We start from the raw sequence: 22,656 nt of genomic DNA on the forward strand, positions 1-22,656 counted from the left end.
CGGAGGACCGGGCAACGCGGCCGAACGCCGCGGCGTTCGGCCGCTCAGTGCTTGTGGCCGCTCTCGGCCGCAGCGCCCTCGGGCGCACCGACCGGCAGCGTGAGGTCGAGCGTCGTCTTCATTCCCTTGGCATCTTCGAAGTGCAGGGTGATCGGCACGCTGCTGCCCTTGGGCAAGGGCTGCTTCAGGTCGGTCAGCATCAGGTGGTAGCCGCTCGGCTTGAGCTCCACGGTCTGGCGCGGTGGCAATGCGAGGCCGCCCTGCACCGCGCGCATGCGCATGGTGTCGCCGTCGAGCTTCATCTCGTGCACGTCGGCCACGCCGGCCACCGGTGTCGAGGCGCCGACCAGCCGTGCGCCGGCGGGCGCGGTGAGCTTCATGAAGGCACCGGTGCCGCTCTGGCCCGGCACCGTCTGCCGCACCCAGGCATCGCGCACCTCGACCGCCGCCACGCCCGGCGCGAGCACGTCGAGCCGCGCCGCCGGGTACGCCAGCTTCTCGGCCCCGGTCGCCGGCAACTGGGCCCAGTCGGCGCTGCCTTTGTCGCAGGTCTGCAGCACCTTGAAGTACAGCGGGCCGGGCTTGTTCGTGAGCTTGCCGCGCACGATGAACTCGGCGCGTTCGGCGGCCGGCAGCGCATCGGTCGGCGACTGTGCCTTCCAGGCCACTTCCCGGCCGCTGGCGCTCAGCGCCCAGCCCTTGCGCGCCTGGGCTTCGCTGAAGTTGAAGCCGTCCGGCAGCTGCACCGTGATGCCGGTGGTCGATTGGGCGCCCTGGCAGGCGTGGCCGACGCGGAAGGCGGCCTCGTAGTCGCTGCCAGCGGTAGCACCACCGGGCGGCAAGGTGACATGCGCCATGGCGGCGGTGCCGGCCAGGAGCGCCGTGGCAAAAGCCAGGCGCGCCAGGCGCGCCAGGCGCGCCAGGCGCGAGAGGACGTGGGGGCGGTGGGGGTGGTAGAGGTGGGTCATGTTCTTTCCTTGGAAGTGGATCGGGTCACAGGTCGAAGCGCAGTTCGGCGGTGTAGGTGCGCTGCGGGTAGGGATGGAAGTTCCAGTACTGCGCGTTGTTGGCGTTGTCGATGCCGAAGGCGGCCGACCACTGCTTGTCGATCTGATAGCGCACGCGCAGGTCAACGGTGAAGTACCGGCTGGCGCCGAAGTAGGCGTCGGCGTTCACGTCGCTGTTGTCGAGGTTCGAGTACTGCCGGCCACTGTAGCGCGCCGCCACGGTGAAGGCCCATTGCGCATCGGGCTTGTACGTGGCGTAGACGGTGGAGCGCCAGCGCGGCACACGCGGTTGCCACTTGCCGACGCTGGCCGGGAAGGCCGCGTTGGCCACGGTCTTCGCGTCGGCGTAGGTCAGGCTGCCGCCCACGTCGAGGCCCCTCAACCCGATGCTCTGGCCGACGTTCTGTCCGGTGTAGGCCAGTTCGACACCGTGGGTGCGCACCTTGTCGACGTTCTGCACCCGCGAGACCGTCGAGTTGGGGATGAGCTGGCTGAACAGCGCATCCCGTGTCGTCTCGTGGAACAGCGTGGCGCGGGCCAGGCCAGTGCCCATGTCCTGTTCGAGGGAGATCTCGCCGGTCCACGACTTCTCCGGCTTCAGCGTCGGGTCGTTGATGAAGGACAGCGCGCCGCCCGAGGTGGCGCCGTACAGCTCGCCGACGGTCGGGTAGCGCACCGATCGGCCGACCGAGCCCTTCAGCACCGTGGCGCTGGCCAGCTGATACGCCAGCGCGGCCTTCGGCGAGACATCGGATTCGCTGCGGTCGGCGTAGCGCAGCGTGCTGGTCGCCGTCGACGTGTGGCCGTCGCTGGCGCGCCAGTCTTCGTAGCGCAGGCCGAGCACCGCCTTCCATTTCGGCGCGAACGACCAGGCGTCCTGCAGCCACAGGTTGGCGGTCTCGCTGCGGCCGCCGACACTGCTGACCCATGTCGATGGCGTGCCGTCGAGCCAGGTGCCGGCGACGTTGGTCTTGCGGATGGCGAGCTTGTACGAATCGCGGCCGATGCCGAAGTCGACGATGTGCGCGCCACCCACGCCCTGTGGCCGCCAGGTGCCCTTGGCCGCGAGCGTGTTCCAGCCGGTGCCGTCCTGGTCCTGCAGCGTGCCGGCGCCGCCAACGGCGGCCAGCGGCAGCGCGACGGTGGCGGCGCGCTGCTGGTCCTTGGCGTAGTCGTAGAGGCTCGCGGCCAGCGCCCAGTCCCACTCGCCCTGCGTGTGGCTCCTGACCGACAGGCCGTGCATGACGTGCGTCTGCGCATCGTTGGTCAGCGGAAAGGCGGTGGCGCCGAGCGTGTAGCTGCGGCCGTTGATGTTGACAGGGCCGCTGTAGACCGGCGCACCGGCTGCATTCGTCAGATAACTTTCCGACCGACCCTCCGAGGTGTTCTGCCACACGCCCAGTGTGTACGTGGCACGCACGGTCGGCGTCAGGTCGTAGGCCAGCTTGAGCTTCGCGTGGTCCTGCACCGTGTGGTACCGCGTGCCGGCGCCGAGGATGTACCACGGCGTGTTGGTGGTGTTCAGCGCGCGCACCGCGCCCGTCACCGGCACGCCGGCCGAGCCCGGCGTGCCCGGCGTGCCCGATGCCACCGTGGCCGTCGCGAAGGTCAGCGGCTGGCCGCGGCTGTCGGTGCGGTTCAGGTCGATCCACCATGACCAGTCGCCGCTTCGGCTGCCGAGCGACGCGCTGGTCTGCCAGCTGTTGAACGTGCGGTGGGTGTTGTAGAGGTCATTGGGCTGCGACGAATAGCCGGCCTTCACATGCGCTTCCAGCTGCGTCGGCATGCGCGTGACGAAGTCGACCACGGCGCCGGCCGAGTTGCCCGGGTAGGCCGCGGAGAACGGCCCGTACATCACGTCGACGCGCTCGATCTCTTCGGGCGTGACCATGCCCCAGCGCGGCGCGAAGTTGCTGCCATTGGCAATGCCGTTGCCCAGGTAGTTCGACAGCAGGATGCCGTCGGCATACACCGCCGAGCGCGCGCTGTTGCCGGTGCCCGAGGCGCGTGTCGACAGGATCGCGTGGTTGTAGTCGCCGATGTAGCGCTTGCGCACCAGCAGGCTCGGCAGGTACTTCAGCGCGTCCTCGCTGTCGGTGGCGTTGATGCGCGTCTCGATCTCCTCGCGCGTCACGCCTTCGATGGTGGTGGGGATCTGCGTCGGCAGCGAGGTCGGCTGGCCGCCGGTGACGGTGACGACGCCGAGCGATCGGCTGCGCTCGGGCGCACCGGCGGCGTCCGCACTGCGCGACGGCCGCTCCTCGGACACGGACGGCTGGGCCAGTGCCAGCCAGGGGAATGCGGCGCCCAGCGCCAGCGAAAGAACACGCTTCTTCAAGAGGAGTCTCCTCGGCACGCGCGGTGCCGCCTCGATGCGAAAGATGCGCAGCAACGCCCGCCGTGCGGGGTTGCGCTACACCGTCGAATGCAGGGTCAGAGGAAAGAAGGAGGCCCGCGCGCCGGTAACGGCGCGGCGGTGGCGGCGGCGATGTGCGCCGCGGGAATCGACTGCACCGCACGCGCCAGCGGCAGCGGTGCGGGCAGCGCCACCTGTGCGGTGGGTGGCGGTGCGCCGGCGAGCATGCAGAGCGGGCAGTCCATGTGGCTGGGGGCCAGTTCCTGCGCGCCGTCGTCGGTCTGCACGATCACCTTGATCGCGCCGGCCGCGGAGCACACGAGTTCCATCGCCTGTGGATGCACCACCGGCGCGGCCACGGCCACACCCAGCGACAACAGGAACCACGCCAGCACGCAGCGGTGCAGGACGGCGAGGTGGCGCAGGGTGGACATGGGCTCGATTATGACGGCCCGACCATAAGCGTCGCTTATGCCAATGGAACGCGCAGGTGCTGACGTGCGGCGATGCCGTTCCGGATACTCCATGGCCAACGCCCAGACGCCATGACGATTCCTCCCCAACCCGCCATCGACCCGCCGGTGACCGCCGTCGACAGCCATGCGCATGTGTTTCGCCGCGATCTGCCCTTGGCCCCAGCGCGCCGCCATTCGCCCGACCTCGACGCTTCGCTGGCCGATTACCTGGCCCTGCTCGACGCGCATGGCGTCTCGCATGCGGTACTGGTGCAGCCGAGCTTTCTCGGCACTGATAACAGCTTCCTGCTGGCCGCGCTCGATGCCTTCCCGCAGCGCCTGCGCGGCGTGGCGGTGGTCGCGCCCTCGATCGACGACGCCGCGCTCCAGCGGCTGGACGCGCACGGGGTCTGCGGCATCCGTCTCAACCTGCTCGGTGCCGCCGTGCCCGACCTGCGCAGCGGCACCTGGGCCGACCTGCTGGCACGGGTGCGCGCGCTGGGGTGGCATGTCGAGGTGCATGTTGAACTCGCCGCGCTCGCGTCCGTCGGCGCGGCAGTGCTGGACAGTGGGGGGCGGCTGGTGGTCGACCATTTCGGGCGGCCGGACGCGGCCGGCGCACCCGATGCCGGCCTGCCCTGGCTGCTGGAAGCCGCCGCCAGCGGCCGCGCCTGGGTCAAGCTCTCGGCCGCCTACCGCAACTGGCCGGCCGCGGCACACGCCCCGGCCCGGGCGGCCGCCGCGCGGCTCGTCGACGCCTTCGGGCCCGAACGGCTGGTGTGGGGCAGCGACTGGCCCCACACCCAGCACCGCGAGCTCGCCACTTTTTCGAGCAGCCTCTCGGCGCTGGCCGACTGGGTGCCCGATGCCGCCGCGCGGCGAACCATCCTCGTCGACACCCCGTGTCGCTTGTTCCGCTTTTCCTCAGGAGACAACGATGACTAGATCCGATACCTTGCGCCGGCTTCGCGGCTTCGGCGCCGCCGCCGCCTGGCTGTGCGCCACGGGTTGGGCAGCCGCCCAGGGCTGGCCAGCCAAGCCGATCAAGCTGGTGGTGAGCTATCCGCCGGGCGGCACCGTCGACGCGGTGGCCCGCGTGATCGCACCGCGCCTGTCCGAGCGGCTGCGCCAGCCGGTCGTGGTCGACAACCGCGCCGGCGCCGGCGGCGCCATCGGCGGCGATGCGGTCGCGAAGAGTCCGGCCGACGGCTACACGCTGCTACTCGACGCATCCAACCATGCGCAGAACCCGGCGCTGCGCAGCAAGATGCCCTTCGACACGCTGCGCGACCTGGCGCCGGTGTCGCTGCTGGTGAAGGTGCCCAACGTGCTGGTGGTGACGCCCTCGACGCCCTACCGCAGCGTCAAGGACCTGTTGGCCCAGGCCAAGGCCAAACCCGGCGAAATCAACTTCGCCTCGTCCGGCAACGGCTCGGCGCAGCATCTGGCCGGCGAACTGTTTCAGACCATGGGCGGGGTGCGCATGACCCATGTCGCCTACAAGGGCGGCGGCCCGGCACTGACCGACGTGATGGCCGGCCAGGTGCCGGTGTTCTTCGCCAGCCTGGCGTCGAGTCTGCCGTACATCCAGGCCGAGAAGCTGCGTGCGATCGCGGTGACGGGCAAGAGCCGCTCGCCGGTGCTGCCGCAGCTGCCCACCGTCGCCGAGTCAGGCCTGCAGGGCTACGAGGTCTACGAATGGAACGCGATCTTGGTGCCGCGCGGGACGCCGACACCGGTGGTCGAACGATTGGCAACCGAGTTGGCCGCCGTGCTCCAGGAGCCCGAAGTGAAGAACCGGCTGCAGGCCATGGGCGCCGAGGTGATCGGCTCCGGCCCGGCAGAGCTGGAGCGCTTCCGGCGCGCCGAGATCGAGAAGTGGACGAAGCTCGCGAAGGAGAACCGGATCAGCCTGGACTGATCCCTGCCCGGAGCACCGTGGCGAAAGCATCGGCGAACGCGGGCCGCGAACGCGCACGCCACATCGCCGCCAGTTCGTACGACGGCAGGCAGGCACCATCGCGCACGTCGGCATAGCGCACGCCCTCGTGCCGCAGCGCCCGCACCGAGCGCGGCAGCAGCGACCAACCCAGGCCCGCCGCTACCGCGGCGAGCACCGTGAGGGTGCGATTGGCCTCCTGCACCACCGCCACCTGATGGCCGGCGCTGCGGATGGCACTGAGCATCACGTTGCGCAGGCCGGCCACCTGCTGCTCGGGAAACCAGACGAGGCCATGCCGAGCCACGTCGGCGAGGGATACGCAGCCGTCTTCGGCCAGCGCATGGCCGGCAGGCAGCGCGGCGATCATTGCCTCGGCGCCGAGCTTGAGTTCGTGCACCGGCACGCCGACCGACACCGGCGGATGCAGCAACGCCACGTCGATGCGGCCCCGTTCCAGCGCCTCGACCAGTTCGGCATTGCTCATCTCGCGCAAGCGGAAGCGCACCGCCGAGTGAGCCGCGCGAAAGCGCCGCAGCGCCTGCGGCAGCACTTCGTACAGGGCATGCGAGACGAAGCCGATGGTCAGCTCGCCGCCTTCGCCCGCACCCATGGCGCGGGCCCGTGCCAATGCCATGTCGCCATAGGCCAGGCTGGCGCGCAGATCGTCGAGGATGGCGTGGCCGGCCTCCGTCAGCACGGCGCCGCGGCGCGAACGTGTGAAGAGCCGGGTACCGATTTCCGCTTCGAGCCGGTTAAGGGTCTGCGTGAGTGCCGGCTGCGCCAGACCGAGGCTTTCGGCCGCACGCGTGAGGCTCCCGCTGTCGGCGATCGCCACGATGCAACGCATTTGCCGGGTGTCCATCGATGGATTATCGAGTGGGACGCGCGCGGCCCGGCCGACGCTCAGGCCATCGCTTCGATGGCTTCGCGCATGGCCTGCGTGATCGCCCGCACCGCGACGGAATCGGGCCGCCCGGCCAGGCGCAAGGCCCGCACCGGCACCGGGATGTGCGGCTCCAGCGCCAGCACGTCGACCTTGGCCCGGTCGGCCGACCCGGCGGTGCAGCCGTCGACCAGCGCCACGCCCAGCCCGTGATGCGCCATCGCGAGCGCCGCGTGGTAGGTCTGCACCGTGACCACCGCCCGGTGGAAGCCGACGCCGGCCTGGCGGCAGGCCTGGCTCAGGCTGGTGCCCACCGGATCGCGGTTGTCCAGGCCGACCACCGGCACGTCGACCAGATCGTGCAAGGCGACCGAGCCGTTGCGCACCAGCGCGCGTGGCAGCAGGCCCTTGGGCGCGATGCACACCATGCGGCTGTCTGCCAGCGTCTCCTGCAGCAGCGACGGGTGCACCGCCGGGCTGAAGGCGAAGCCGACATCGGCCTGCTGCGACAGCAACGCCGACATGATCTGCGGCGAATGCAGCGACTCCACGATCACCGCCACGCCGGGGTGCTTCTCGCGGAAGGCCTTGAGCGCGCGCGGCAGCACCTCGTAACTGAGCGCCAGCACGCTGAGGATGCGCAGCTCACCGGCCGCACCGGCGGACCGCAGGTTGGTGGCGAGTCGCTGCACCTCGTCGAGCTGCGCGAACAGCCGCTCGATGTGCGGGTACAGCGTGAGCGCTTCGGTGGTCGGCGTGAGCCGGCCCTTGGTGCGTGCGAACAGCGAGAAGCCGAGTTGCAGCTCCGCATGCTGCAGCGTGCGGCTGACAGCCGGCTGGGTGATGTTGATGAGCCGCGCCGCCGCGCTCACGCTGCCGGTGAGCATGATCGCGTTGAAGACTTCGATGTGGCGCAGGCGCATGGCGGAAGGATCAGTGCGCCTTGTCCCAGTTCGGCCCGACACCCAATTCCGCAAGCAGCGGCACCTTGAGGTCAGCCACGCCGGCCATCAGCTTCGGGATCTCGCTGCGCACCCAGTCGACCTCGGCCTCGGGCACCTCGAACACCAGTTCGTCGTGCACCTGCATGATCATCTTGGTGGCGCGCTGCTCGGCATCGAGCACGTCCTGCACCTTGACCATGCTGAGCTTGATGATGTCCGCTGCGGTGCCCTGCATGGGCGCGTTGATGGCCTGTCTCTCGAGCGCAGCAAGTCGAGGGCCCTTCTCTCCTTGAATTCCAGGCAGTTGCAGGCGTCGACCAAAAACTGTTTCGACATAGCCGTTTTGCTTGGCCATTTCCTTCGTCTCGTCCATGTACACCTTCACGCCCGGGTAGCGCGTGAAGTAGCGGTCGATGTACGACGCGGCGGCCTTGGTCTCGATGCCCAGGTTCTTTGCCAGGCCGAAGCTGCTCATGCCGTAGATGAGTCCGAAGTTGATGACCTTGGCGTAGCGCCGCTGCTCGCTCGACACCTGGTCGACCTCGACGCCGAAGACTTCCGCCGCCGTCGCGCGGTGCACGTCGATGCCTTCGGTGAAGGCACGCAGCAGCGATTCGTCGCCGCTGATGTGCGCCATGATGCGCAGCTCGATCTGCGAGTAGTCGGCGCTGGCGATCACGCTGCCCGCCGGCGCCACGAAGGCCTCGCGCACGCGGCGGCCCTCGGCGGTGCGGATCGGGATGTTCTGCAGGTTCGGGTCGTTGCTGCTGAGCCGACCGGTCACCGCCACGGCCTGCGCGTAGTGCGTGTGCACGCGCCCGGTCCGCGGGTTGGCCAGCTGGCCCAGCTTGTCGGTGTAGGTGCCCTTGAGCTTCGACAGGCTGCGGTGTTCCAGCAGCTTGGCCGGCAGCGGAAAGTCGTCGGCCAGTTTCTCCAGCACCTCTTCGTCGGTGCTGGGCGCACCGCTCGGCGTTTTCTTGACGACCGGCAGGCCCAGCTTGGTGAAGAAGATCTCCCCGATCTGTTTCGGGCTGCCCAGGTTGAAGGGCTGGCCCGCGAGTTCGTAGGCCTCCTGCTCCAGCTGCATGATGCGGGTGCCGAGCTGGTGGCTCTGCGCGGCCAGCGTGGGCGCGTCGATCAGCACGCCATTGCGCTCGATGCGGTAGAGCGCCTCGCTGCTGTCCATTTCGAGCTGGTAGACGAAGCGCAGCTTCTCGTCGGCTTCCAGCTGGGGCCAGAGCACGCGGTGCACGTCGAGCGTCTGGTCGCTGTCCTCGCACGAATACTCCGCCGCCTTGTCGATCGCCACCTGGCTGAACGAGATCTGCTTGGCGCCCTTGCCGCACAGGTCTTCGTAGTCGATACCGCTGCGGCCCAGGTGGCGCTCGGCCAGGCTGGCCAGGCCGTGCGGCCGGTGCACTTCGAGCACGTAGCTCTGCAGCATGGTGTCGTGCGCGTAGCCCTGCACTTCGATGCCGTGGTTGGCGAGCACATGCCGGTCGTACTTGACGTGCTGGCCCAGCTTCTTCTTGGCGCCGTTCTCCAGCCAGGGCTTGAGGCGCGCGAGCACCTCGTCGCGCGGCAGCTGCTCGGGCGCATCGGGGTAGTTGTGGGCCAGCGGGATGTACGCCGCCTCTCCGGGCTTCACGCTGAAGCTCAGGCCGACGATCTCGGCGCGCATCTCGTCGAGCGAGGTGGTTTCGGTGTCGAGAGCGACCAGCTCGGCGGCCTCTATCCTCGCCAGCCAGGCGTCGAACATCTCCCAGGTCATGACCGTGTCGTAGGCCAGGTTGCTGGCCTTCTCGGCCGCCTCGTCGCCGAGGTTGTCGACCGCGGGTTCGTCGAAAAGGCCGGGGCCGGCGTCGCTCGCCGCGCCCTTCTTCTTGCGGTTGTTCTCCTCGATGAGTTCCGGCGGCACCGCGTGGGATTCGAGCGTCCTGACCAGGCTTTTGAAACCGTAGGCTTCATAGAAAGTCTTGAGCGCGTCGACCTGCTGCGGGCCGATCGCGATGCCGTCGAGCGCGGGCAGGCCGACGATGTGTTCGGCCAGGTCGCAGTCGGTGCGGATGGTGACCAGCCGGCGCCCCTGCGGCAGCCAGTCGAGCGCCTTGCGCAGGTTCTCGCCGGCCTGGCCCTTGATCTCGTGCGCATTCGCCACCAGCGCGTCGAGCGACCCGTACTGCAGCAGCCATTTGGCAGCGGTCTTGGGCCCCACCTTGTCGACGCCGGGCACGTTGTCGACGGTGTCGCCCACCAGCGTCTGGTAGTCGACCATCAGCGAAGGCGGCACGCCGAACTCCGCCGTGACGCCGGCCACATCGCGCTTCTTGCCGTTCATCGTGTCGATGATGGTGATGTGCTCGTCGACCAGCTGACTCATGTCCTTGTCGCCGCTGGAGACGATCACCTCGATGCCCTGCAGCGCGGCGGTCTTGGCCAGCGTGCCGATCACATCGTCGGCCTCGACCAACGGCACGTTCAGCACTTTCCAGCCCAGCAGTTGCACCACCTCGTGGATCGGCGGGATCTGGCTGCGCAGGTCGTCGGGCATGGGCGAGCGGTTGGCCTTGTACTCGGGATACCAGTCGTCGCGGAAGGTCTTGCCAGGCGCGTCGAACACGCAGGCGGCGTAGTCGGCGCGCACCTCGCGGCGCAGCGACTGCATCATGTTGATCATCCCGCGGATGGCGCCGGTCGCGGGGCTGCTCGGATCGCCGGGCACGGCCCGCAGGTCGGGCATGGCATGGAAGGCACGGTACAGATAGCTCGAACCATCCACGAGCAGCAGCGTTTTCTTGTCGGTCATCGGGCCATTTTGCCCGGCCGGACACGGGGCCACGGGCGGCGCGGCGTACGTGCCCGCAGTACGGCCTGTCACGCCCCGCGCCGACAGCGGGAAAGCAGGCCCGCACCTACAATTGCCCCATGGCCTCCACCCTCCACTCCTTCTTCCCCCGCGCACTGCTGGCGCTCGTCTGCGCCCTGCCGGTCGCCGCCGTCCAGGCACAGACCGCATCGCAGCCCGCCCCGACGCCGCCGGCCGCTGCGAAAGCCGAGGCCCGGGCCGAAGGACGACGCAACCAGAAGGTCGAGAACATCCACGTGGAGGACGGCGGCGCGGCGGTCGACGAGGTGCGCTACGGCGGTCAGACCCAGAGCATCACGGTGCAGCCGAAGGCCAACGTGCCGTCCTACCAGGTGCTGCCCAACGACGGCGGCCGCGAGCGGCAGGGCCCGAGCGAGACAGGCAGCGGCGGCAACGGCCCCCGGGTCTGGAACGTGATGAAGTTCTGAGCCCGGCGTGGCGGTCTACACCGACGTCGGTTTCGACGAAGCGGACGCGCTCGCACAGCGCCTGGGCCTGGGGGCCCTGCAGGCGCTGGACGGCATCCAGGGCGGCATCGAGAACACCAACTATTTCGCCACCACGGCGCAGGGCCGCTATGTGCTCACGCTGTTCGAGCGGCTGAGCCGCGAGCAGTTGCCCTACTACCTCTGCTTGATGAAGCATCTGGCGGCGCACGGCATCCCGGTGCCCGCGCCGATGGCCGACCCCAGCGTCCCGCCCTCGGCGGCGTCCGGCCTGTCGGCGCCCGACGCACCCTGCGAGCTGGTGCACCTCGTGGCCGGCAAGCCGGCAGCCCTGGTGCAGCGGCTGTCGGGGCACAGCGTGCTGGCACCGGGCGTCGCGCACTGCGCCGAGCTCGGCCGCTGGCTCGCGCGCATGCACCTGGCCGGCCGCGACTTCGACCGTGTGCAGCCCAATCTGCGCGGGCTCGACTGGTGGAACGACACCGCGCCGGTGGTGCTGCCGCATCTCGACGAAGCGCAGGCGGCGCTGTTGCGCGGCGAGCTGGCCTACCAGAACCATGTGGCGGCCTCGGCCCCCTACGCCGCGCTGCCGCGCGGGCCGGTGCACGCCGACCTGTTCCGCGACAACGCGATGTTCGACGAGGACAGCGACGCCGACCAGCCGCGACTGAGCGGCGTCTTCGACTTCTATTTCGCCGGCACCGACGCGTGGCTGTTCGACCTGGCGGTCTGCCTGAACGACTGGGCCGTCGACCTGCCGACGGGCGCGCCCGATGCGGCGCGCGCCGATGCCCTCCTGGCCGCCTACATGGCCGTGCGGCCACTCACCGCGGCCGAGCGGGCGTTGCTGCCCGCCATGCTCCGCGCGGCCGCCCTGCGCTTCTGGATCTCGCGACTGTGGGACTTCCACCTGCCGCGCGAGGCGAGCATGTTGCAGGCCCACGACCCAACGCATTTCGAGCGAGTGCTGCGCGAACGCGCGCGGCGCCCTCTGGCTGCGCCCGCCGCGTGCGTGCCAGCCACCCTGGCCGCCTGAACGGATTCCGATGAAACTGAATATTGTCCCGGCGCGCACCGGCGTGGTCTGGGTCCGCACCGGTCTTCAGACCTTTGCCAAGCGGCCGCTGGCCTTCGTCTCGCTGTTCTTCTTCTTCATGGCGCTCATCTCGATTGCCTCGCAGGTGCCGCTGGTGGGCACGGCGATCGCGCTGGTGTTGCTGCCGACGATGACGCTCGGCCTCATGGCCGCCAGCGCCGAAGCCGCCCGCGCAGGGGCCGGCGCGAAGCCGCCCGCAGCCACCGTGTTCCTGGCGGCCCTGCAGGCCGCGCGCAGCGGCTTGCGGCCGATGCTGGTGCTCGGCGTGCTCTACGCGGTGCTCTTCCTGGTGGTGATGGGCATCTCGGCACTGGCCGACGGCGGCCAGTTCGCCAAGGTTTACCTGATGGGCGGCACGGTGAGCCGCGAAATGGCCCAGGCGGGTGATTTCCAGGCCGCGCTGTGGATCGCCATGCTGCTGTACCTGCCGCTCTCACTCGCCTTCTGGCATGCGCCGGCGCTGGTGCACTGGCACGGCGTGCCGCCGGCCAAGAGCCTCTTCTTCAGCTTCGTCGCCTGCTTCCGCAACTTCGGTGCGCTGTTCGTGTTCGGCCTGACCTGGGTCGGCGTCTTCATCGGTTCGGGCATCGTGCTGAGCCTGATCGCTACCCTGTTCGCCGCCATCGTCGGCGAAGGCGCCACCGCCGCTGCCGGGGCACTGATGGTCGGCGGCGCCATGGTGATGGCGGCCATGTTCTTCACCAGCACCTGGTTCACCTTCCGGGACTCGTTCATCGACTGACGCCTGGCGCCGGTGTCAAACCGGCGTGAGTTTGGCGACCGACAGTGCCAGCCACTTCACGCCGTGGCGCGGGAAGTTGATCTGCGCACGGGCGTCGTCGCCGCTGCCTTCGAGTGCCACCACGGTTCCTTCGCCGAACTTGTTGTGGAAGACCTGCATGCCCGAGCGCAAGCCGTGCGAGGGCGCGGCCTTTTGTGGCGGCACGGGCGGGCTCGCGAACGACTCCTTGCCGAAGCCGCCACCGCCGTAGCTGCCGGCGCCACCTGCGCCGCGCGAGGTCGCATAGCCGCCGCCGTAGCCGAAGGCCGAGGGCGCGAAGCCCTGGTTCTTCGGCGTCAGCCACTTGAGCGCGCCCTCGGGCAGCTCGTCGTAGAAGCGGCTCTTGAGGTTGTAGCGGGTCTGGCCGTGCAGCATGCGCGTCTGTGAATGGCTCATGTACAGGCGCTGGCGGGCCCGCGTGATGGCGACATACATCAGGCGGCGCTCTTCTTCGAGCCCGTCGAAGTCGCTCATCGAGTTCTCGTGCGGGAACAGGCCCTCTTCCATGCCGGTGATGAACACGCAGTCGAATTCCAGGCCCTTGGCGGCGTGCACCGTCATGAGTTGCACGGCGTCTTGTCCGGCCTGCGCCTGGTTGTCGCCGGATTCGAGCGCGGCGTGCGTGAGGAAGGCGGCCAGCGGGCTCAGCGTCTCGCCGGTCTCGGCGTCGGGAGCGAGTGGCTCATCGACCACCGGTAGGTTCGGGTCCAGGCCCTGGCTCGCCGGCGACTGCCGCAGCTCGTCCACCGGCAGCGCCACCGCGTCGCGGCCGAAGCCTTCCTGCGTGACGAAGCTCTCGGCCGCGTTCACCAGTTCTTCCAGATTCTCGATGCGATCGGCGCCTTCGCGGTCGGCCTTGTAGTGCTCGACGAGGCCGCTGTGGTCGAGCACCAGCTCGATGATCTCGCGCAGCGAGATGCCGACCGTCTGCTCGCGCAGCACATCGATCTTCGCGACGAAGGCCGACAGGTTGGCGCCGGCCTTGCCGCCGACGGCGCTCACCGCGTCGTGCAGCGAATGCCCGGCCGCACGCGCCGCGTCCTGCAGCAGCTCGATGCTGCGCGCGCCGATGCCGCGCGGCGGGAAGTTGACGATGCGCAGGAAGCTGGTGTCGTCGTCCTTGTTTTCCAGCAAGCGCAGGTAGGCCAGCGCGTGCTTGATTTCGGCGCGCTCGAAGAAGCGCAGGCCGCCGTACACGCGGTACGGCACGGCGGCGTTGAACAGCGCGGTTTCGATCACCCGGCTCTGCGCATTGCTGCGGTAGAGAACCGCCATCTCCTTGCGGTCGATGCCGTCGCGCGCGAGCTGGCGCATCTCCTCGACCATCCATTGCGCCTCGGCGAAGTCGCTGGTGGCTTCGTACACGCGCACCGGCTCGCCGGGGCCCTGTTCGGTGCGCAGGCTCTTGCCCAGGCGCTTGGTGTTGTGGCCGATGAGCGCGTTGGCCGAGTCGAGGATGTTGCTGAAGCTGCGGTAGTTCTGCTCGAGCTTGATCTGCCGCTGCACGTCGAACTCGCGCACGAAGTCGGCCATGTTGCCCACCCTCGCACCGCGGAAGGCGTAGATGCTCTGGTCGTCGTCGCCGACCGCGATCACGCTGCTGTCGCCCGGCACAAAGCGGCCGTCGACCGTCTGGCCTGACAGCATCTTGATCCATGCGTATTGCAGGCGGTTGGTGTCCTGGAACTCGTCGATGAGGATGTGGCGAAAGCGCCGCTGGTAGTGTTCGCGCACCGGGTCGTTGTCGCGCAGCAGCTCGTAGCTGCGCAGCATCAGCTCGCCGAAGTCGACCACGCCTTCGCGCTGGCACTGCTCCTCGTACAGCTGATAGATCTCCACCTTCTTGCGGTCGTCCTCGCTGTGCACCTCGACGTCGCGCGGGCGCCGGCCGTCTTCCTTGGCGCCGGCGATGAACCATTGCGTCTGCTTGGCGGGGAAGCGCTCATCGTCGACGTTGAACTGCTTCATCAGCCGCTTGATGGCCGAGAGCTGGTCCTGCGTGTCGAGGATCTGGAAGGTCGACGGCAGGTTGGCCAGCTTCCAGTGCGCGCGCAGGAAGCGGTTGCACAGGCCGTGGAAGGTCCCGATCCACATGCCGCGCACATTGACCGGCAGCATCGAGGTCAGCCGGGTCATCATCTCCTTCGCCGCCTTGTTGGTGAAGGTCACGGCGAGGATGCCGCCGGGCGACACCTGGCCGGTCTGCATCAACCACGCGATGCGGGTGGTGAGCACCCGCGTCTTGCCGGAACCGGCGCCGGCGAGGATCAGCGCGTTGCCTGCGGGCAGCGTGACCGCCGCAAGCTGCTCGGGGTTGAGGTTGACGAGCAGGGGCGAGGCGGCCGCTGGGAAAGAGGGGGCGCCGGCGGAGGCGTCGTGCGAGCCGAAAAGGGACATCCCGGCATTGTAGGAAGCCGGGCTCCCGCGCGCGCCCGCCCCGCCTATTTCACCAGCTTCAGCGTGCCCTTCATGATCGCCGAGTGGCCGGGGAAGGAACAGAAGTAGGTGTAGCTCTCGGCCGCGCCGAGCTTGGCCACCGCAAAGGTCACGCTGTCGGTCTCACCACCGCCGACGATCTTGGTGTGGGCCACGACGCGCGCGTCGCCAGCCTTCACGTAGTTCTGCGGCAGGCCGGCGGCGATGCCGTCGGTCGCCGCGGCTTGCACGTCGGCCGTCTTCGCCAGCACCCAGTTGTGGCCCATGGCCTGCTTCGGCAGCTTGCCCGCGTGCTTGAGCTTGACGGTGAAGTCCTTGCAGGTCTTGCTCACCTCGATGACGGGCTTGTTGAACTGCATGGCGTCGTTGCCTTCGATCTCCACCGTGCAATCGGCGGCGAAGACGGAGGACGAGGCGAGCGCCAGAACGGCGACGGCGGCAAGGTGGTGACGAAGCATGGGAACGAATCTCCTGAGGGCAAGCGGCACCGGATGCGCCGCGCTGCCGGCATTGTGCGACCGGGCTGCGCACCGGCGACTGATCCGCATCAAGGCAACGCGTTGAACGCGGCCATTCGACGGCGTGTCGCAACTCTTGCCCTGGATCAAGGACGCGGATGGCGCGGCGGCCGAGACTGCCTGCCAGCCGCCGAACACTGTGCCTCGGCCACAACCTGGAGTCCCTCGACCATGAAGAAGAACCTTCCCCACACCCTCGTCGCGGCCCTGCTGGGCACCTTGTGTGCCCTGCCCGCCTTCGCCCAGGAAGCCGAGGGCAACTGGCTGGTGCGCGCCCGTGCGGTGCGTCTCGACACCGCCAACCATTCGGACGCCATCGGCGCACTGGCCGTGCCGGAGGACGCGATCACGGTCAACAGCAAGACGATCCCCGAGTTCGACATCACTTACTTCTTCACGCCGAACATCGCCGCTGAACTGGTGCTGACCGTGCCGCAGAAGCAACGCGTGACGATCGAGCAAAGCGCGCTCGGCGGCCCGGTGGACATCGGCACCTTCAAGCACCTGCCGCCGACGCTGACGCTGCAGTACCACTTCCTGCCTGAGGGCTCGTTCCGCCCGTACGTCGGTGCCGGCTTCAACTACACGCGCATCGGGTCGACGAAGCTCAACGTGCCGACCGTCGGCCGGCTGGACCTCGACCACAACAGCTTCGGGCTGGCCATCGGCGCGGGCTTCGACATCAAGGTCGCCAAGAATGTGTTCCTGAACTTCGACGTGAAGAAGGTGCAGATCCGCACCGACGTGAGCATGAACGGCACCAAGCTGTCGACGGTCAAGCTCGACCCGCTGCTGATCGGGGTGGGCATCGGCTACCGCTTCTGATCGAGCGGACCGGTCGCGAATAAGGTCTATACGAAAGCGCCCTCGCACCCGAGCCGGCACCTCCCTAGAATCAATCACCGGGCCCAAGTTTCTTGTCGCCCGGTTTTTTTGCGCCTGCAGGGGCGCCGAGACCGGGCCGGGACCAAGCGCCCACGCCGCCGGAAATCGTTCCGCGGTGCACCGCCACAGGAGCTTGGTTTCTCATGCAGATCTTCGACTACGACAACATCCTGCTGCTGCCGCGCAAATGCCGCGTGGAAAGCCGCTCGGAATGCGACGCCAGCGTGGCGCTCGGCGGACGCCGATTCCGCCTCCCGGTCGTGCCGGCCAACATGAAGACGGTGGTCGACGAGACCATCAGCCTCTGGCTGGCGCAGAACGGCTACTTCTACGTGATGCACCGCTTCGACCTCGACAACGTCGCGTTCGTGAAGCACATGCACGCCAAAGGCACGTTCGCCTCGATCTCGCTGGGCGTGAAGAAGGCCGACTACGACACGGTCGACCAACTGGCTGCAACCGGCCTCTCGCCGGAATACATCACGATCGACATCGCGCACGGCCATGCCGACACGGTGAAGAACATGATCGCCTACCTCAAGGACAAGCTGCCAAAGAGCTTCGTGATCGCGGGCAACGTCGGCACGCCCGAGGCCATCATCGACCTGGAGAACTGGGGCGCAGACGCGACCAAGGTCGGTATCGGGCCGGGCAAAGTCTGCATCACCAAGCTCAAGACCGGTTTCGGCACCGGCGGCTGGCAACTGAGCGCGCTCAAGTGGTGTGCGCGGGTGGCGACCAAGCCGATCATTGCAGATGGCGGCATCCGCGACCACGGCGACATCGCCAAGAGCATCCGCTTCGGCGCGTCGATGGTGATGATCGGCTCGCTGTTCGCAGGCCATGAAGAGTCGCCGGGTAAGACGGTCGAGGTCGACGGCGTGCTCTTCAAGGAGTACTACGGCTCGGCCAGCGACTTCAACAAGGGCGAGTACAAGCACGTCGAAGGCAAACGCATCCTCGAGCCGATCAAAGGCAAGCTGGCCGACACCTTGGTCGAGATGGAGCAGGACGTGCAGAGCTCCATCAGCTATGCCGGCGGCAAGGTGCTGATGGACATTCGCAAGGTCAACTACGTGACGCTCGGTGGCGCCAACGAGGGTGAACACCTGCTGATGTAACCCGGTGCGCCGCTGTGCGCGCGTCAGCTGGACAGCAGCGTCATGGCGCGGGCGTGCAGCGCATGCGTTTCGTCGGCCAGCGCGTCGAGCACGCTGAAGTGATGCAGCCCCGGGTACAGCTCGCACACCGGCACGGTGCGCGAGGTCCAGGCCTGGCGGATCAGCGCGTTCTGCCGATGGAATTCGTCGCTCTCGGCACCACCGGCCACGGCATAGAGCACGCCGCGCGCAGGGGTCGGCCACAGCGCCGGACTGGCCCGCACCGCGTCGTCGGGCGTCAGCCGCAGCGCGGCCTCGAGCGATGGCACATGCTGCAGCGGGCCGAGCTCGTACAGCCCCGAAATCGACAAGGCCGTGCGCACGAGATTCGCCGGCAGCGCGGCGTCGACCGCCTGCCAGTGGCAGGCCAGCAGCATCGCCGCCAGGTGGCCGCCGGCCGAATGCCCGGCGACGGTGATGCGCCGCGGATCGCCACCATGCCCGGCGATGTGGCGCCAGGTCCAGGCCAGCGCCTGCACCATCTGCAGCGCGATCGACGGGACCGTGACCGGCTTGCTTTCGGTGCCGGGGCACAGCGCATAGTTGGGAATCACCACGCACACGCCCTTGTTCGTGAAGCTGGGCGCGAGGAATGAGTGGTCACGCTTGTCGAGCGAACGCCAGTAGCCGCCGTGAATGAACACCAGCACCGGCGCATCGGCCTGCTCGGCCGGGAAGATGTCGAGCGCCTCGCTCGGCGCGCTGCCATAGGGCATGTCGAGCACGCAGCGAGAGGCCGCGCGCGCGGCCTCGGAGTCGCGTGCCCAGCGTTCGAAATAGCGCGCGTGGTCGGGCACCAGCGCCCGGTTGTTGTACATGCGCTCCAACCAGTCGCGGTCGATGGAAGAGGTCATCCGGAACTCCTTAAAAATAGTTCGATTCGGTAGCGCCATGTTGTCGCAGCGCAAGACCGCGGTCGGGCATTCTGGTTAGAATTCCGCCTGCGTTGGGGGGGTAGCTCAGCTGGGAGAGCGCCGCGTTCGCAATGCGGAGGTCGTGAGTTCGATCCTCATCCTCTCCACCAACTCGATCCAGAAGCCTCGGCGTCCGCGCCGAGGCTTTTTTCGTGGTGTGCCCGTCCTCAGGCGTCGAGGGCGAGATGCTGGCCGTGCAACGCTTGGGCGGCGGGAGATGCCAGGAAGGCCACCGTCTGCGCCGCGACGTCGGTTGACACCCAGTCCGCCGGATTGGCGTCGGGCATGGCTTGCCGATTGGCAGGTGTGTCGAGCACGCTGGGCGCAATGCTGTTGACCCGGACGCCATGCGGCGACAGCTCGGCCGCCATCGCCTCGACCAACCGCTGCAGCGCACTCTTCGACGCGATGTATGCGGACATCGAGGCCAACCCGCGGCCCGCGATCTTGGCCGTGACGGCGATCACGCTGCCCACCTTGCGCTCGACCATCGACGGCACGAAAGCCTGCGTTACAGCGACGAAGGACCAGGCGTTGAGGTTCATCATGCGATCCCAACTGGCGCGATCGAGCGTGTGCACGGATGCGCCCATCTCGAAACCACCGGCCACGTGCACGATGGTGTCGACGTGCTGGAAGGCTTGAAGGATCTGCCCGGCGGCGGCCTGCATGCCGGTGGCGGACGTCACATCCGCTGCGATCAGCAGATGGCGCGAGTTGTCGAGTCCCGGAAAGGCATCGGCCAGTTGGCTCTCGCTATGACCGATGAGCGCCAACCGAGCGCCGTCGCTCATGAAGCGCTGAACCACGGCACGCCCGAGCGCGCCGGCGGCGCCGGTGATCACAACGTGCGACGGTTCGGAGGCAGAAGGAAGAGAGGTGGCCATTGTTGGATTTTTGACGGGGGGAGCCACGCATCCTACGACAGCCCGATTTCTATGGCTATAATCGCAGACTTGCCTGATGACAGCGATGTCGATGTCAGTCAGGGGCTCTTAGCTCAGTTGGTAGAGCAGCGGACTCTTAATCCGTAGGTCGAGTGTTCGAGTCACTCAGGGCCCACCACCAACACCCGCGCAAGCGTTGAAAAGCCTGCTACCTCACCGTAGCAGGCTTTTTTCATTGCGGGCTCACACCTCGCACGCCCTCCCCCGGAAAGACAAAAGGCCCGCCTTCATGACGAAGGCAGGCCTTTTGTTTTTACCGATCGATCAAATCGGCAATCAAACCGGCACAAGGCCGGCGATCACTCAGCGGCTGGGCTTGAATGCACGCTTCGCCGCGTCGCGCGGCACGAACACCTTGCCGCCGCCGCCGGCCGCGCCACGCGGGCCGCCGAAGCCTTCGTTGCGCGGGGCGAAGCTCTCGCCACGCGGCGCAAAGCCTTCACCGCGGCCCGGGCCACCGGCACCGCGCGGTGCGCTGTCGCCCCAGCCCGGCTTGCGACCGAAACCGCCGCCGCCTTCGTCACGACCGCCGCCGAAACCGGCGTTGTGGCCATGGTGCGGGCGGGCACCGGGTGCCGCGCCGCGCGGGCCGCGGTCGTTGAAGCCGCTGGCGCCGGCATAGCCGCCGCCGTTGCCACCGAAGCCACCGCCACGCGGGCCGGCACCAGCGCCGCCGCCGAACTTGCGTTCGCCACCGCGCGAGTGGGCATCACGGCCACCGCCGCCGAAGTTGCCTTGCGGACGCGATTGCGGCATGCGCTGCTGGGGTTCCAGGCCAGGAATGGTCTCGGCCTTGAACTGCTGATGGCTGTAGTGCTCGATGTCCATGATCTTGCGGCGATCGCGGAACTCGGCAAAGGTCACGGCGATGCCGTCGCGACCGGCACGGCCGGTGCGGCCGATGCGGTGGGTGTAATCCTCCGCCTTCATCGGCAGGCCGAAGTTGAAGACGTGGGTGATGGTCGGCACGTCGATGCCGCGGGCGGCAACGTCGGTGGCCACGAGGATCTGCACCTGGCCCTGGCGCAGCGCCATCAGGCGGCGGTTGCGCAGGCCCTGGCTCAGGGCACCGTGCAGCGCGACAGCGCTGAAGCCGTCCTGCTGCAGGTCGTTCGCGAGGCCGTCGCACTCGACTTGCGTGCTGGCGAACACGATGGCCTGATTGATCGTGGTGTCGCGCAGCCAGTGATCGAGCATCTTGCGCTTGTGCTGGGTGTTGTCGGCCCAGAACAGCACTTGCTTGATGTTCGCGTGCTTTTCTTGCGGCGAGTCGATCTGGATCTTCTGCGGCTGGCGCATCACGCGGGTCGCGAGCTGCTGGATGCGCGGCGCGAAGGTCGCGCTGAACATCATCGTCTGCTTGCGTTCGATGGTGAGCTGGTTGACTTCGGCCAGGTCGTCGGCAAAGCCGAGGTCCAGCATGCGGTCGGCTTCGTCGACCACGAGGAAGCGCACCTGGTCGAGCTTGATCTGCATCGAGCGCTGCAGGTCGAGCAGGCGGCCCGGCGTGGCGACCACGAGGTTTGCGTTCTGCAGCTTGGCGATCTGCAGCTGGTAAGGCATGCCGCCCACCACGCTGGCGACGCGCAGGCCACGGCAATGCTTCACCAGATCGATGGCGTCGTGCGCCACTTGCTGGGCGAGCTCGCGCGTCGGGCACAGGATCAGGGCGCCGGGCGTGGCGGCCTTGAAGTTGCGGTTGCTGGTCGGGTCCTTGCGCTTGGCCTTCTTGGGCGGCGCTTCGCCGCGGGCGATGGCTTCGGCAGCCAGGCGGTCGGCCTCGGCCTTGAGCGCAGCAGCGGCTTCGGCTTCTTGGGCGAGCAGCGTGTGCAGCACGGGCAAAAGGAAGGCGGCGGTCTTGCCGCTGCCGGTCTGGCTCGACACCAGCAGGTCGATGAAGCGGGCGTTGCCTTCGTCGGAGCTGGTCATCGCGAGGGGGATGACTTTTTCCTGGACGGAGGTCGGTTGTTCGAAACCGAGGTCGGCCACAGCAGCGACCAGTTCGGGCGCCAGGCCCAGCGCGACAAAGCCGTTGGGCTTCTTCGGGGCTTCGGCTTCGGGCGCGGCGTCGTCGGCCAGGTCGAGCACGACGATGTCATCGGCGGTCGAATCGGCAGCGAATTCACCGGCCACGGCGAATTCGTCGGATTGCACAGGCGCGAAATCGCCCTGCGCTTGAAGGTAAGCGTCGGTCATGTAGATAGCTCATACGCGAGCGCTGCCGTAGGCGGCGCCCCGTCGGGTGGTTAAAAACATCAACCATCCAACGACATTCAGCAAGAGCTACGACCTGAGGTCTGCCTTGGCTGCGGCCCGTTCATCGGGCGCGGTGTGCAAGATAGGGAGATGCGAGAAACGCTGCACTGTGCAGCGAAGCCCGAGATTATGACACGGGCCCGGGTTTTTACCTAATCCTCAAGACGAAGGAAGGTTTGGCGGTAGTGCGCCAGCTCGTCGATGGATTCGTGCACGTCGGCCAGCGCCGTGTGGGCCTGCTGCTTCTTGAAGGCGTTGTAGGCGGCGGGCTTCCAGCGCTTGGCCAGTTCCTTCAGCGTGCTCACGTCGAGGTTGCGATAGTGGAAGTAGGCCTCGAGCTTGGGCATGTACTTCACCAGGAAGCGGCGGTCCTGGCCGATGGTGTTGCCGCACATGGGCGAGCCCTGCTTGGGGATGTAGCGCCCGATGAACTCGATCATCTGTTTCTCGGCCTCGGCCTCGTCCACGGTCGAGGCCTTGACCTTGTCGATCAGGCCGCTGCGGCCGTGCGTGCCCTTGTTCCAGCTGTCCATGGCGTCGAGCACCGCGTCGCTCTGGTGAATCACGAAGACCGGGCCTTCGATGCGCACCGACAGGTCGGAACTGGTCACCACGACGGCGATCTCCAGCAGGTGTTCTTTTTCCGGGTCCAGGCCGCTCATCTCGCAGTCGAGCCAGACCAGGTTCTGGTCGCTTTTCTTCAACACGGGGGCGGATGCGGCGGGGTTCGATGCGGGGGTTTCAGGCATCGGGCGATTGTCGTC

Annotated in this window: 19 protein-coding genes and 2 tRNA genes; 9 read left to right on the forward strand and 12 right to left on the reverse strand. The window is 68.0% G+C overall.

Annotation, left to right across the window (positions count from 1 at the left end):
• Positions 1-44 precede the first annotated feature (44 nt).
• The 3 genes from ACSFBE_RS15795 to ACSFBE_RS15805 all read right to left on the reverse strand — a co-directional run bounded on the left by ACSFBE_RS15795 (position 45) and on the right by ACSFBE_RS15805 (position 3,797).
• The gene (locus ACSFBE_RS15795; protein WP_435491343.1) at positions 45-968 is read right to left on the reverse strand and encodes a copper chaperone PCu(A)C domain-containing protein; all 924 of its coding nucleotides are present in this window, start codon (positions 966-968) and stop codon (positions 45-47) included.
• A 25-nt stretch (positions 969-993) separates the two neighbouring features.
• Positions 994-3,345, reverse strand: a complete 2,352-nt coding sequence (locus ACSFBE_RS15800) for a TonB-dependent receptor (protein ID WP_435491344.1) — start codon at positions 3,343-3,345, stop codon at positions 994-996.
• 95 nt (positions 3,346-3,440) lie between these two features.
• Entirely contained in the window at positions 3,441-3,797 is a 357-nt protein-coding gene (locus ACSFBE_RS15805) for a DUF2946 family protein (RefSeq protein ID WP_435491345.1), read from the reverse strand.
• A 111-nt stretch (positions 3,798-3,908) separates the two neighbouring features.
• On the opposite strand from ACSFBE_RS15805, the gene ACSFBE_RS15810 reads away from it, so the two are divergent.
• A complete protein-coding gene (locus tag ACSFBE_RS15810; RefSeq protein WP_435491346.1) occupies positions 3,909-4,763 on the forward strand; it encodes an amidohydrolase family protein in 855 nt (284 codons plus the stop codon).
• Positions 4,756-5,739 carry a tripartite tricarboxylate transporter substrate binding protein gene (locus tag ACSFBE_RS15815; protein ID WP_435491347.1) on the forward strand — a complete coding sequence of 328 codons (984 nt, stop codon included), beginning with the start codon at positions 4,756-4,758 and terminating at the stop codon, positions 5,737-5,739. Before ACSFBE_RS15810 ends, ACSFBE_RS15815 begins: the two co-directional genes overlap by 8 nt.
• Here ACSFBE_RS15815 and ACSFBE_RS15820 read toward each other — a convergent pair.
• From ACSFBE_RS15820 to polA, 3 genes are read right to left on the reverse strand one after another with little or no spacing between them, the layout of a single operon-like run.
• Positions 5,726-6,622: a LysR family transcriptional regulator gene (locus tag ACSFBE_RS15820; RefSeq protein ID WP_435491348.1), complete on the reverse strand. Its 897-nt coding sequence runs from the start codon at positions 6,620-6,622 to the stop codon at positions 5,726-5,728. The two genes, ACSFBE_RS15815 and ACSFBE_RS15820, sit on opposite strands and share 14 nt — an antisense overlap.
• Positions 6,623-6,663: 41 nt before the next feature.
• Positions 6,664-7,566 (reverse strand): LysR family transcriptional regulator, encoded by a 903-nt coding sequence (locus ACSFBE_RS15825; protein ID WP_435491349.1) that lies wholly within the window; start codon positions 7,564-7,566, stop codon positions 6,664-6,666.
• A 10-nt stretch (positions 7,567-7,576) separates the two neighbouring features.
• Entirely contained in the window at positions 7,577-10,393 is a 2,817-nt protein-coding gene (gene polA / locus ACSFBE_RS15830) for a DNA polymerase I (protein ID WP_435491350.1), read from the reverse strand.
• A 119-nt stretch (positions 10,394-10,512) separates the two neighbouring features.
• Here polA and ACSFBE_RS15835 point away from each other — a divergent pair, with 119 nt between their 5' ends.
• From ACSFBE_RS15835 to ACSFBE_RS15845, 3 genes are read left to right on the forward strand one after another with little or no spacing between them, the layout of a single operon-like run.
• The gene (locus ACSFBE_RS15835) at positions 10,513-10,881 is read left to right on the forward strand and encodes a hypothetical protein (RefSeq protein ID WP_435491351.1); all 369 of its coding nucleotides are present in this window, start codon (positions 10,513-10,515) and stop codon (positions 10,879-10,881) included.
• A gap of 7 nt (positions 10,882-10,888) precedes the next feature.
• Positions 10,889-11,935 carry a homoserine kinase gene (locus ACSFBE_RS15840; RefSeq protein ID WP_435491352.1) on the forward strand — a complete coding sequence of 349 codons (1,047 nt, stop codon included), beginning with the start codon at positions 10,889-10,891 and terminating at the stop codon, positions 11,933-11,935.
• Positions 11,936-11,945: 10 nt separating this feature from the next.
• Complete coding sequence (locus ACSFBE_RS15845; protein ID WP_435491353.1) at positions 11,946-12,737, forward strand: BPSS1780 family membrane protein; 792 nt, start codon at positions 11,946-11,948, stop codon at positions 12,735-12,737.
• A 15-nt stretch (positions 12,738-12,752) separates the two neighbouring features.
• On the opposite strand, the gene ACSFBE_RS15850 is transcribed toward ACSFBE_RS15845, so the two are convergent.
• Both ACSFBE_RS15850 and azu read right to left on the reverse strand, forming a co-directional pair.
• On the reverse strand, positions 12,753-15,173 hold the full coding sequence (locus ACSFBE_RS15850) for a UvrD-helicase domain-containing protein (protein ID WP_435491354.1): 2,421 nt from the start codon (positions 15,171-15,173) through the stop codon (positions 12,753-12,755).
• Between the two features lie 44 nt (positions 15,174-15,217).
• Entirely contained in the window at positions 15,218-15,670 is a 453-nt protein-coding gene (gene azu / locus ACSFBE_RS15855; RefSeq protein ID WP_435491355.1) for an azurin, read from the reverse strand.
• Positions 15,671-15,901: 231 nt separating this feature from the next.
• On the opposite strand from azu, the gene ACSFBE_RS15860 reads away from it, so the two are divergent.
• Positions 15,902-16,555 (forward strand): OmpW/AlkL family protein, encoded by a 654-nt coding sequence (locus ACSFBE_RS15860; RefSeq protein WP_435491356.1) that lies wholly within the window; start codon positions 15,902-15,904, stop codon positions 16,553-16,555.
• Between the two features lie 203 nt (positions 16,556-16,758).
• On the forward strand, positions 16,759-17,736 hold the full coding sequence (locus ACSFBE_RS15865) for a GMP reductase (protein ID WP_435491357.1): 978 nt from the start codon (positions 16,759-16,761) through the stop codon (positions 17,734-17,736).
• Between the two features lie 23 nt (positions 17,737-17,759).
• Here the strand turns inward: ACSFBE_RS15865 and ACSFBE_RS15870 are convergent, their stop codons facing one another.
• Positions 17,760-18,629 (reverse strand): alpha/beta hydrolase, encoded by an 870-nt coding sequence (locus tag ACSFBE_RS15870; RefSeq protein ID WP_435491358.1) that lies wholly within the window; start codon positions 18,627-18,629, stop codon positions 17,760-17,762.
• A 94-nt stretch (positions 18,630-18,723) separates the two neighbouring features.
• Here ACSFBE_RS15870 and ACSFBE_RS15875 point away from each other — a divergent pair.
• Positions 18,724-18,799: transfer RNA gene (locus ACSFBE_RS15875), tRNA-Ala, on the forward strand.
• A gap of 57 nt (positions 18,800-18,856) precedes the next feature.
• Here ACSFBE_RS15875 and ACSFBE_RS15880 read toward each other — a convergent pair.
• A complete protein-coding gene (locus ACSFBE_RS15880) occupies positions 18,857-19,576 on the reverse strand; it encodes an SDR family NAD(P)-dependent oxidoreductase (RefSeq protein WP_435491359.1) in 720 nt (239 codons plus the stop codon).
• 102 nt (positions 19,577-19,678) lie between these two features.
• Here ACSFBE_RS15880 and ACSFBE_RS15885 point away from each other — a divergent pair.
• A tRNA-Lys gene (locus ACSFBE_RS15885) sits at positions 19,679-19,754 on the forward strand.
• A 185-nt stretch (positions 19,755-19,939) separates the two neighbouring features.
• On the opposite strand, the gene ACSFBE_RS15890 is transcribed toward ACSFBE_RS15885, so the two are convergent.
• Positions 19,940-21,832, reverse strand: a complete 1,893-nt coding sequence (locus tag ACSFBE_RS15890; RefSeq protein ID WP_435491360.1) for a DEAD/DEAH box helicase — start codon at positions 21,830-21,832, stop codon at positions 19,940-19,942.
• Positions 21,833-22,044: 212 nt separating this feature from the next.
• Complete coding sequence (orn, locus tag ACSFBE_RS15895; RefSeq protein WP_435491361.1) at positions 22,045-22,641, reverse strand: oligoribonuclease; 597 nt, start codon at positions 22,639-22,641, stop codon at positions 22,045-22,047.
• Positions 22,642-22,656: the final 15 nt, after the last annotated feature.

The organism is Variovorax sucrosi (genome assembly GCF_051216635.1).
Taxonomy (GTDB): domain Bacteria; phylum Pseudomonadota; class Gammaproteobacteria; order Burkholderiales; family Burkholderiaceae_C; genus Variovorax.

Excerpts from the sequence above, each read along its gene's own strand:
- ACSFBE_RS15795 (WP_435491343.1), bottom strand. The coding sequence starts at position 968 with ATGACCCACCTCTACCACCCCCACCGCCCCCACGTCCTCTCGCGCCTG.
- ACSFBE_RS15805 (WP_435491345.1), bottom strand. The coding sequence starts at position 3,797 with ATGTCCACCCTGCGCCACCTCGCCGTCCTGCACCGCTGCGTGCTGGCG.
- ACSFBE_RS15810 (WP_435491346.1), top strand. The coding sequence starts at position 3,909 with ATGACGATTCCTCCCCAACCCGCCATCGACCCGCCGGTGACCGCCGTC.
- ACSFBE_RS15815 (WP_435491347.1), top strand. The coding sequence starts at position 4,756 with ATGACTAGATCCGATACCTTGCGCCGGCTTCGCGGCTTCGGCGCCGCC.
- ACSFBE_RS15820 (WP_435491348.1), bottom strand. The coding sequence starts at position 6,622 with ATGGACACCCGGCAAATGCGTTGCATCGTGGCGATCGCCGACAGCGGG.
- ACSFBE_RS15825 (WP_435491349.1), bottom strand. The coding sequence starts at position 7,566 with ATGCGCCTGCGCCACATCGAAGTCTTCAACGCGATCATGCTCACCGGC.
- polA (WP_435491350.1), bottom strand. The coding sequence starts at position 10,393 with ATGACCGACAAGAAAACGCTGCTGCTCGTGGATGGTTCGAGCTATCTG.
- ACSFBE_RS15835 (WP_435491351.1), top strand. The coding sequence starts at position 10,513 with ATGGCCTCCACCCTCCACTCCTTCTTCCCCCGCGCACTGCTGGCGCTC.
- ACSFBE_RS15845 (WP_435491353.1), top strand. The coding sequence starts at position 11,946 with ATGAAACTGAATATTGTCCCGGCGCGCACCGGCGTGGTCTGGGTCCGC.
- ACSFBE_RS15850 (WP_435491354.1), bottom strand. The coding sequence starts at position 15,173 with ATGTCCCTTTTCGGCTCGCACGACGCCTCCGCCGGCGCCCCCTCTTTC.
- azu (WP_435491355.1), bottom strand. The coding sequence starts at position 15,670 with ATGCTTCGTCACCACCTTGCCGCCGTCGCCGTTCTGGCGCTCGCCTCG.
- ACSFBE_RS15860 (WP_435491356.1), top strand. The coding sequence starts at position 15,902 with ATGAAGAAGAACCTTCCCCACACCCTCGTCGCGGCCCTGCTGGGCACC.
- ACSFBE_RS15865 (WP_435491357.1), top strand. The coding sequence starts at position 16,759 with ATGCAGATCTTCGACTACGACAACATCCTGCTGCTGCCGCGCAAATGC.
- ACSFBE_RS15870 (WP_435491358.1), bottom strand. The coding sequence starts at position 18,629 with ATGACCTCTTCCATCGACCGCGACTGGTTGGAGCGCATGTACAACAAC.
- ACSFBE_RS15880 (WP_435491359.1), bottom strand. The coding sequence starts at position 19,576 with ATGGCCACCTCTCTTCCTTCTGCCTCCGAACCGTCGCACGTTGTGATC.
- ACSFBE_RS15890 (WP_435491360.1), bottom strand. The coding sequence starts at position 21,832 with ATGACCGACGCTTACCTTCAAGCGCAGGGCGATTTCGCGCCTGTGCAA.
- orn (WP_435491361.1), bottom strand. The coding sequence starts at position 22,641 with ATGCCTGAAACCCCCGCATCGAACCCCGCCGCATCCGCCCCCGTGTTG.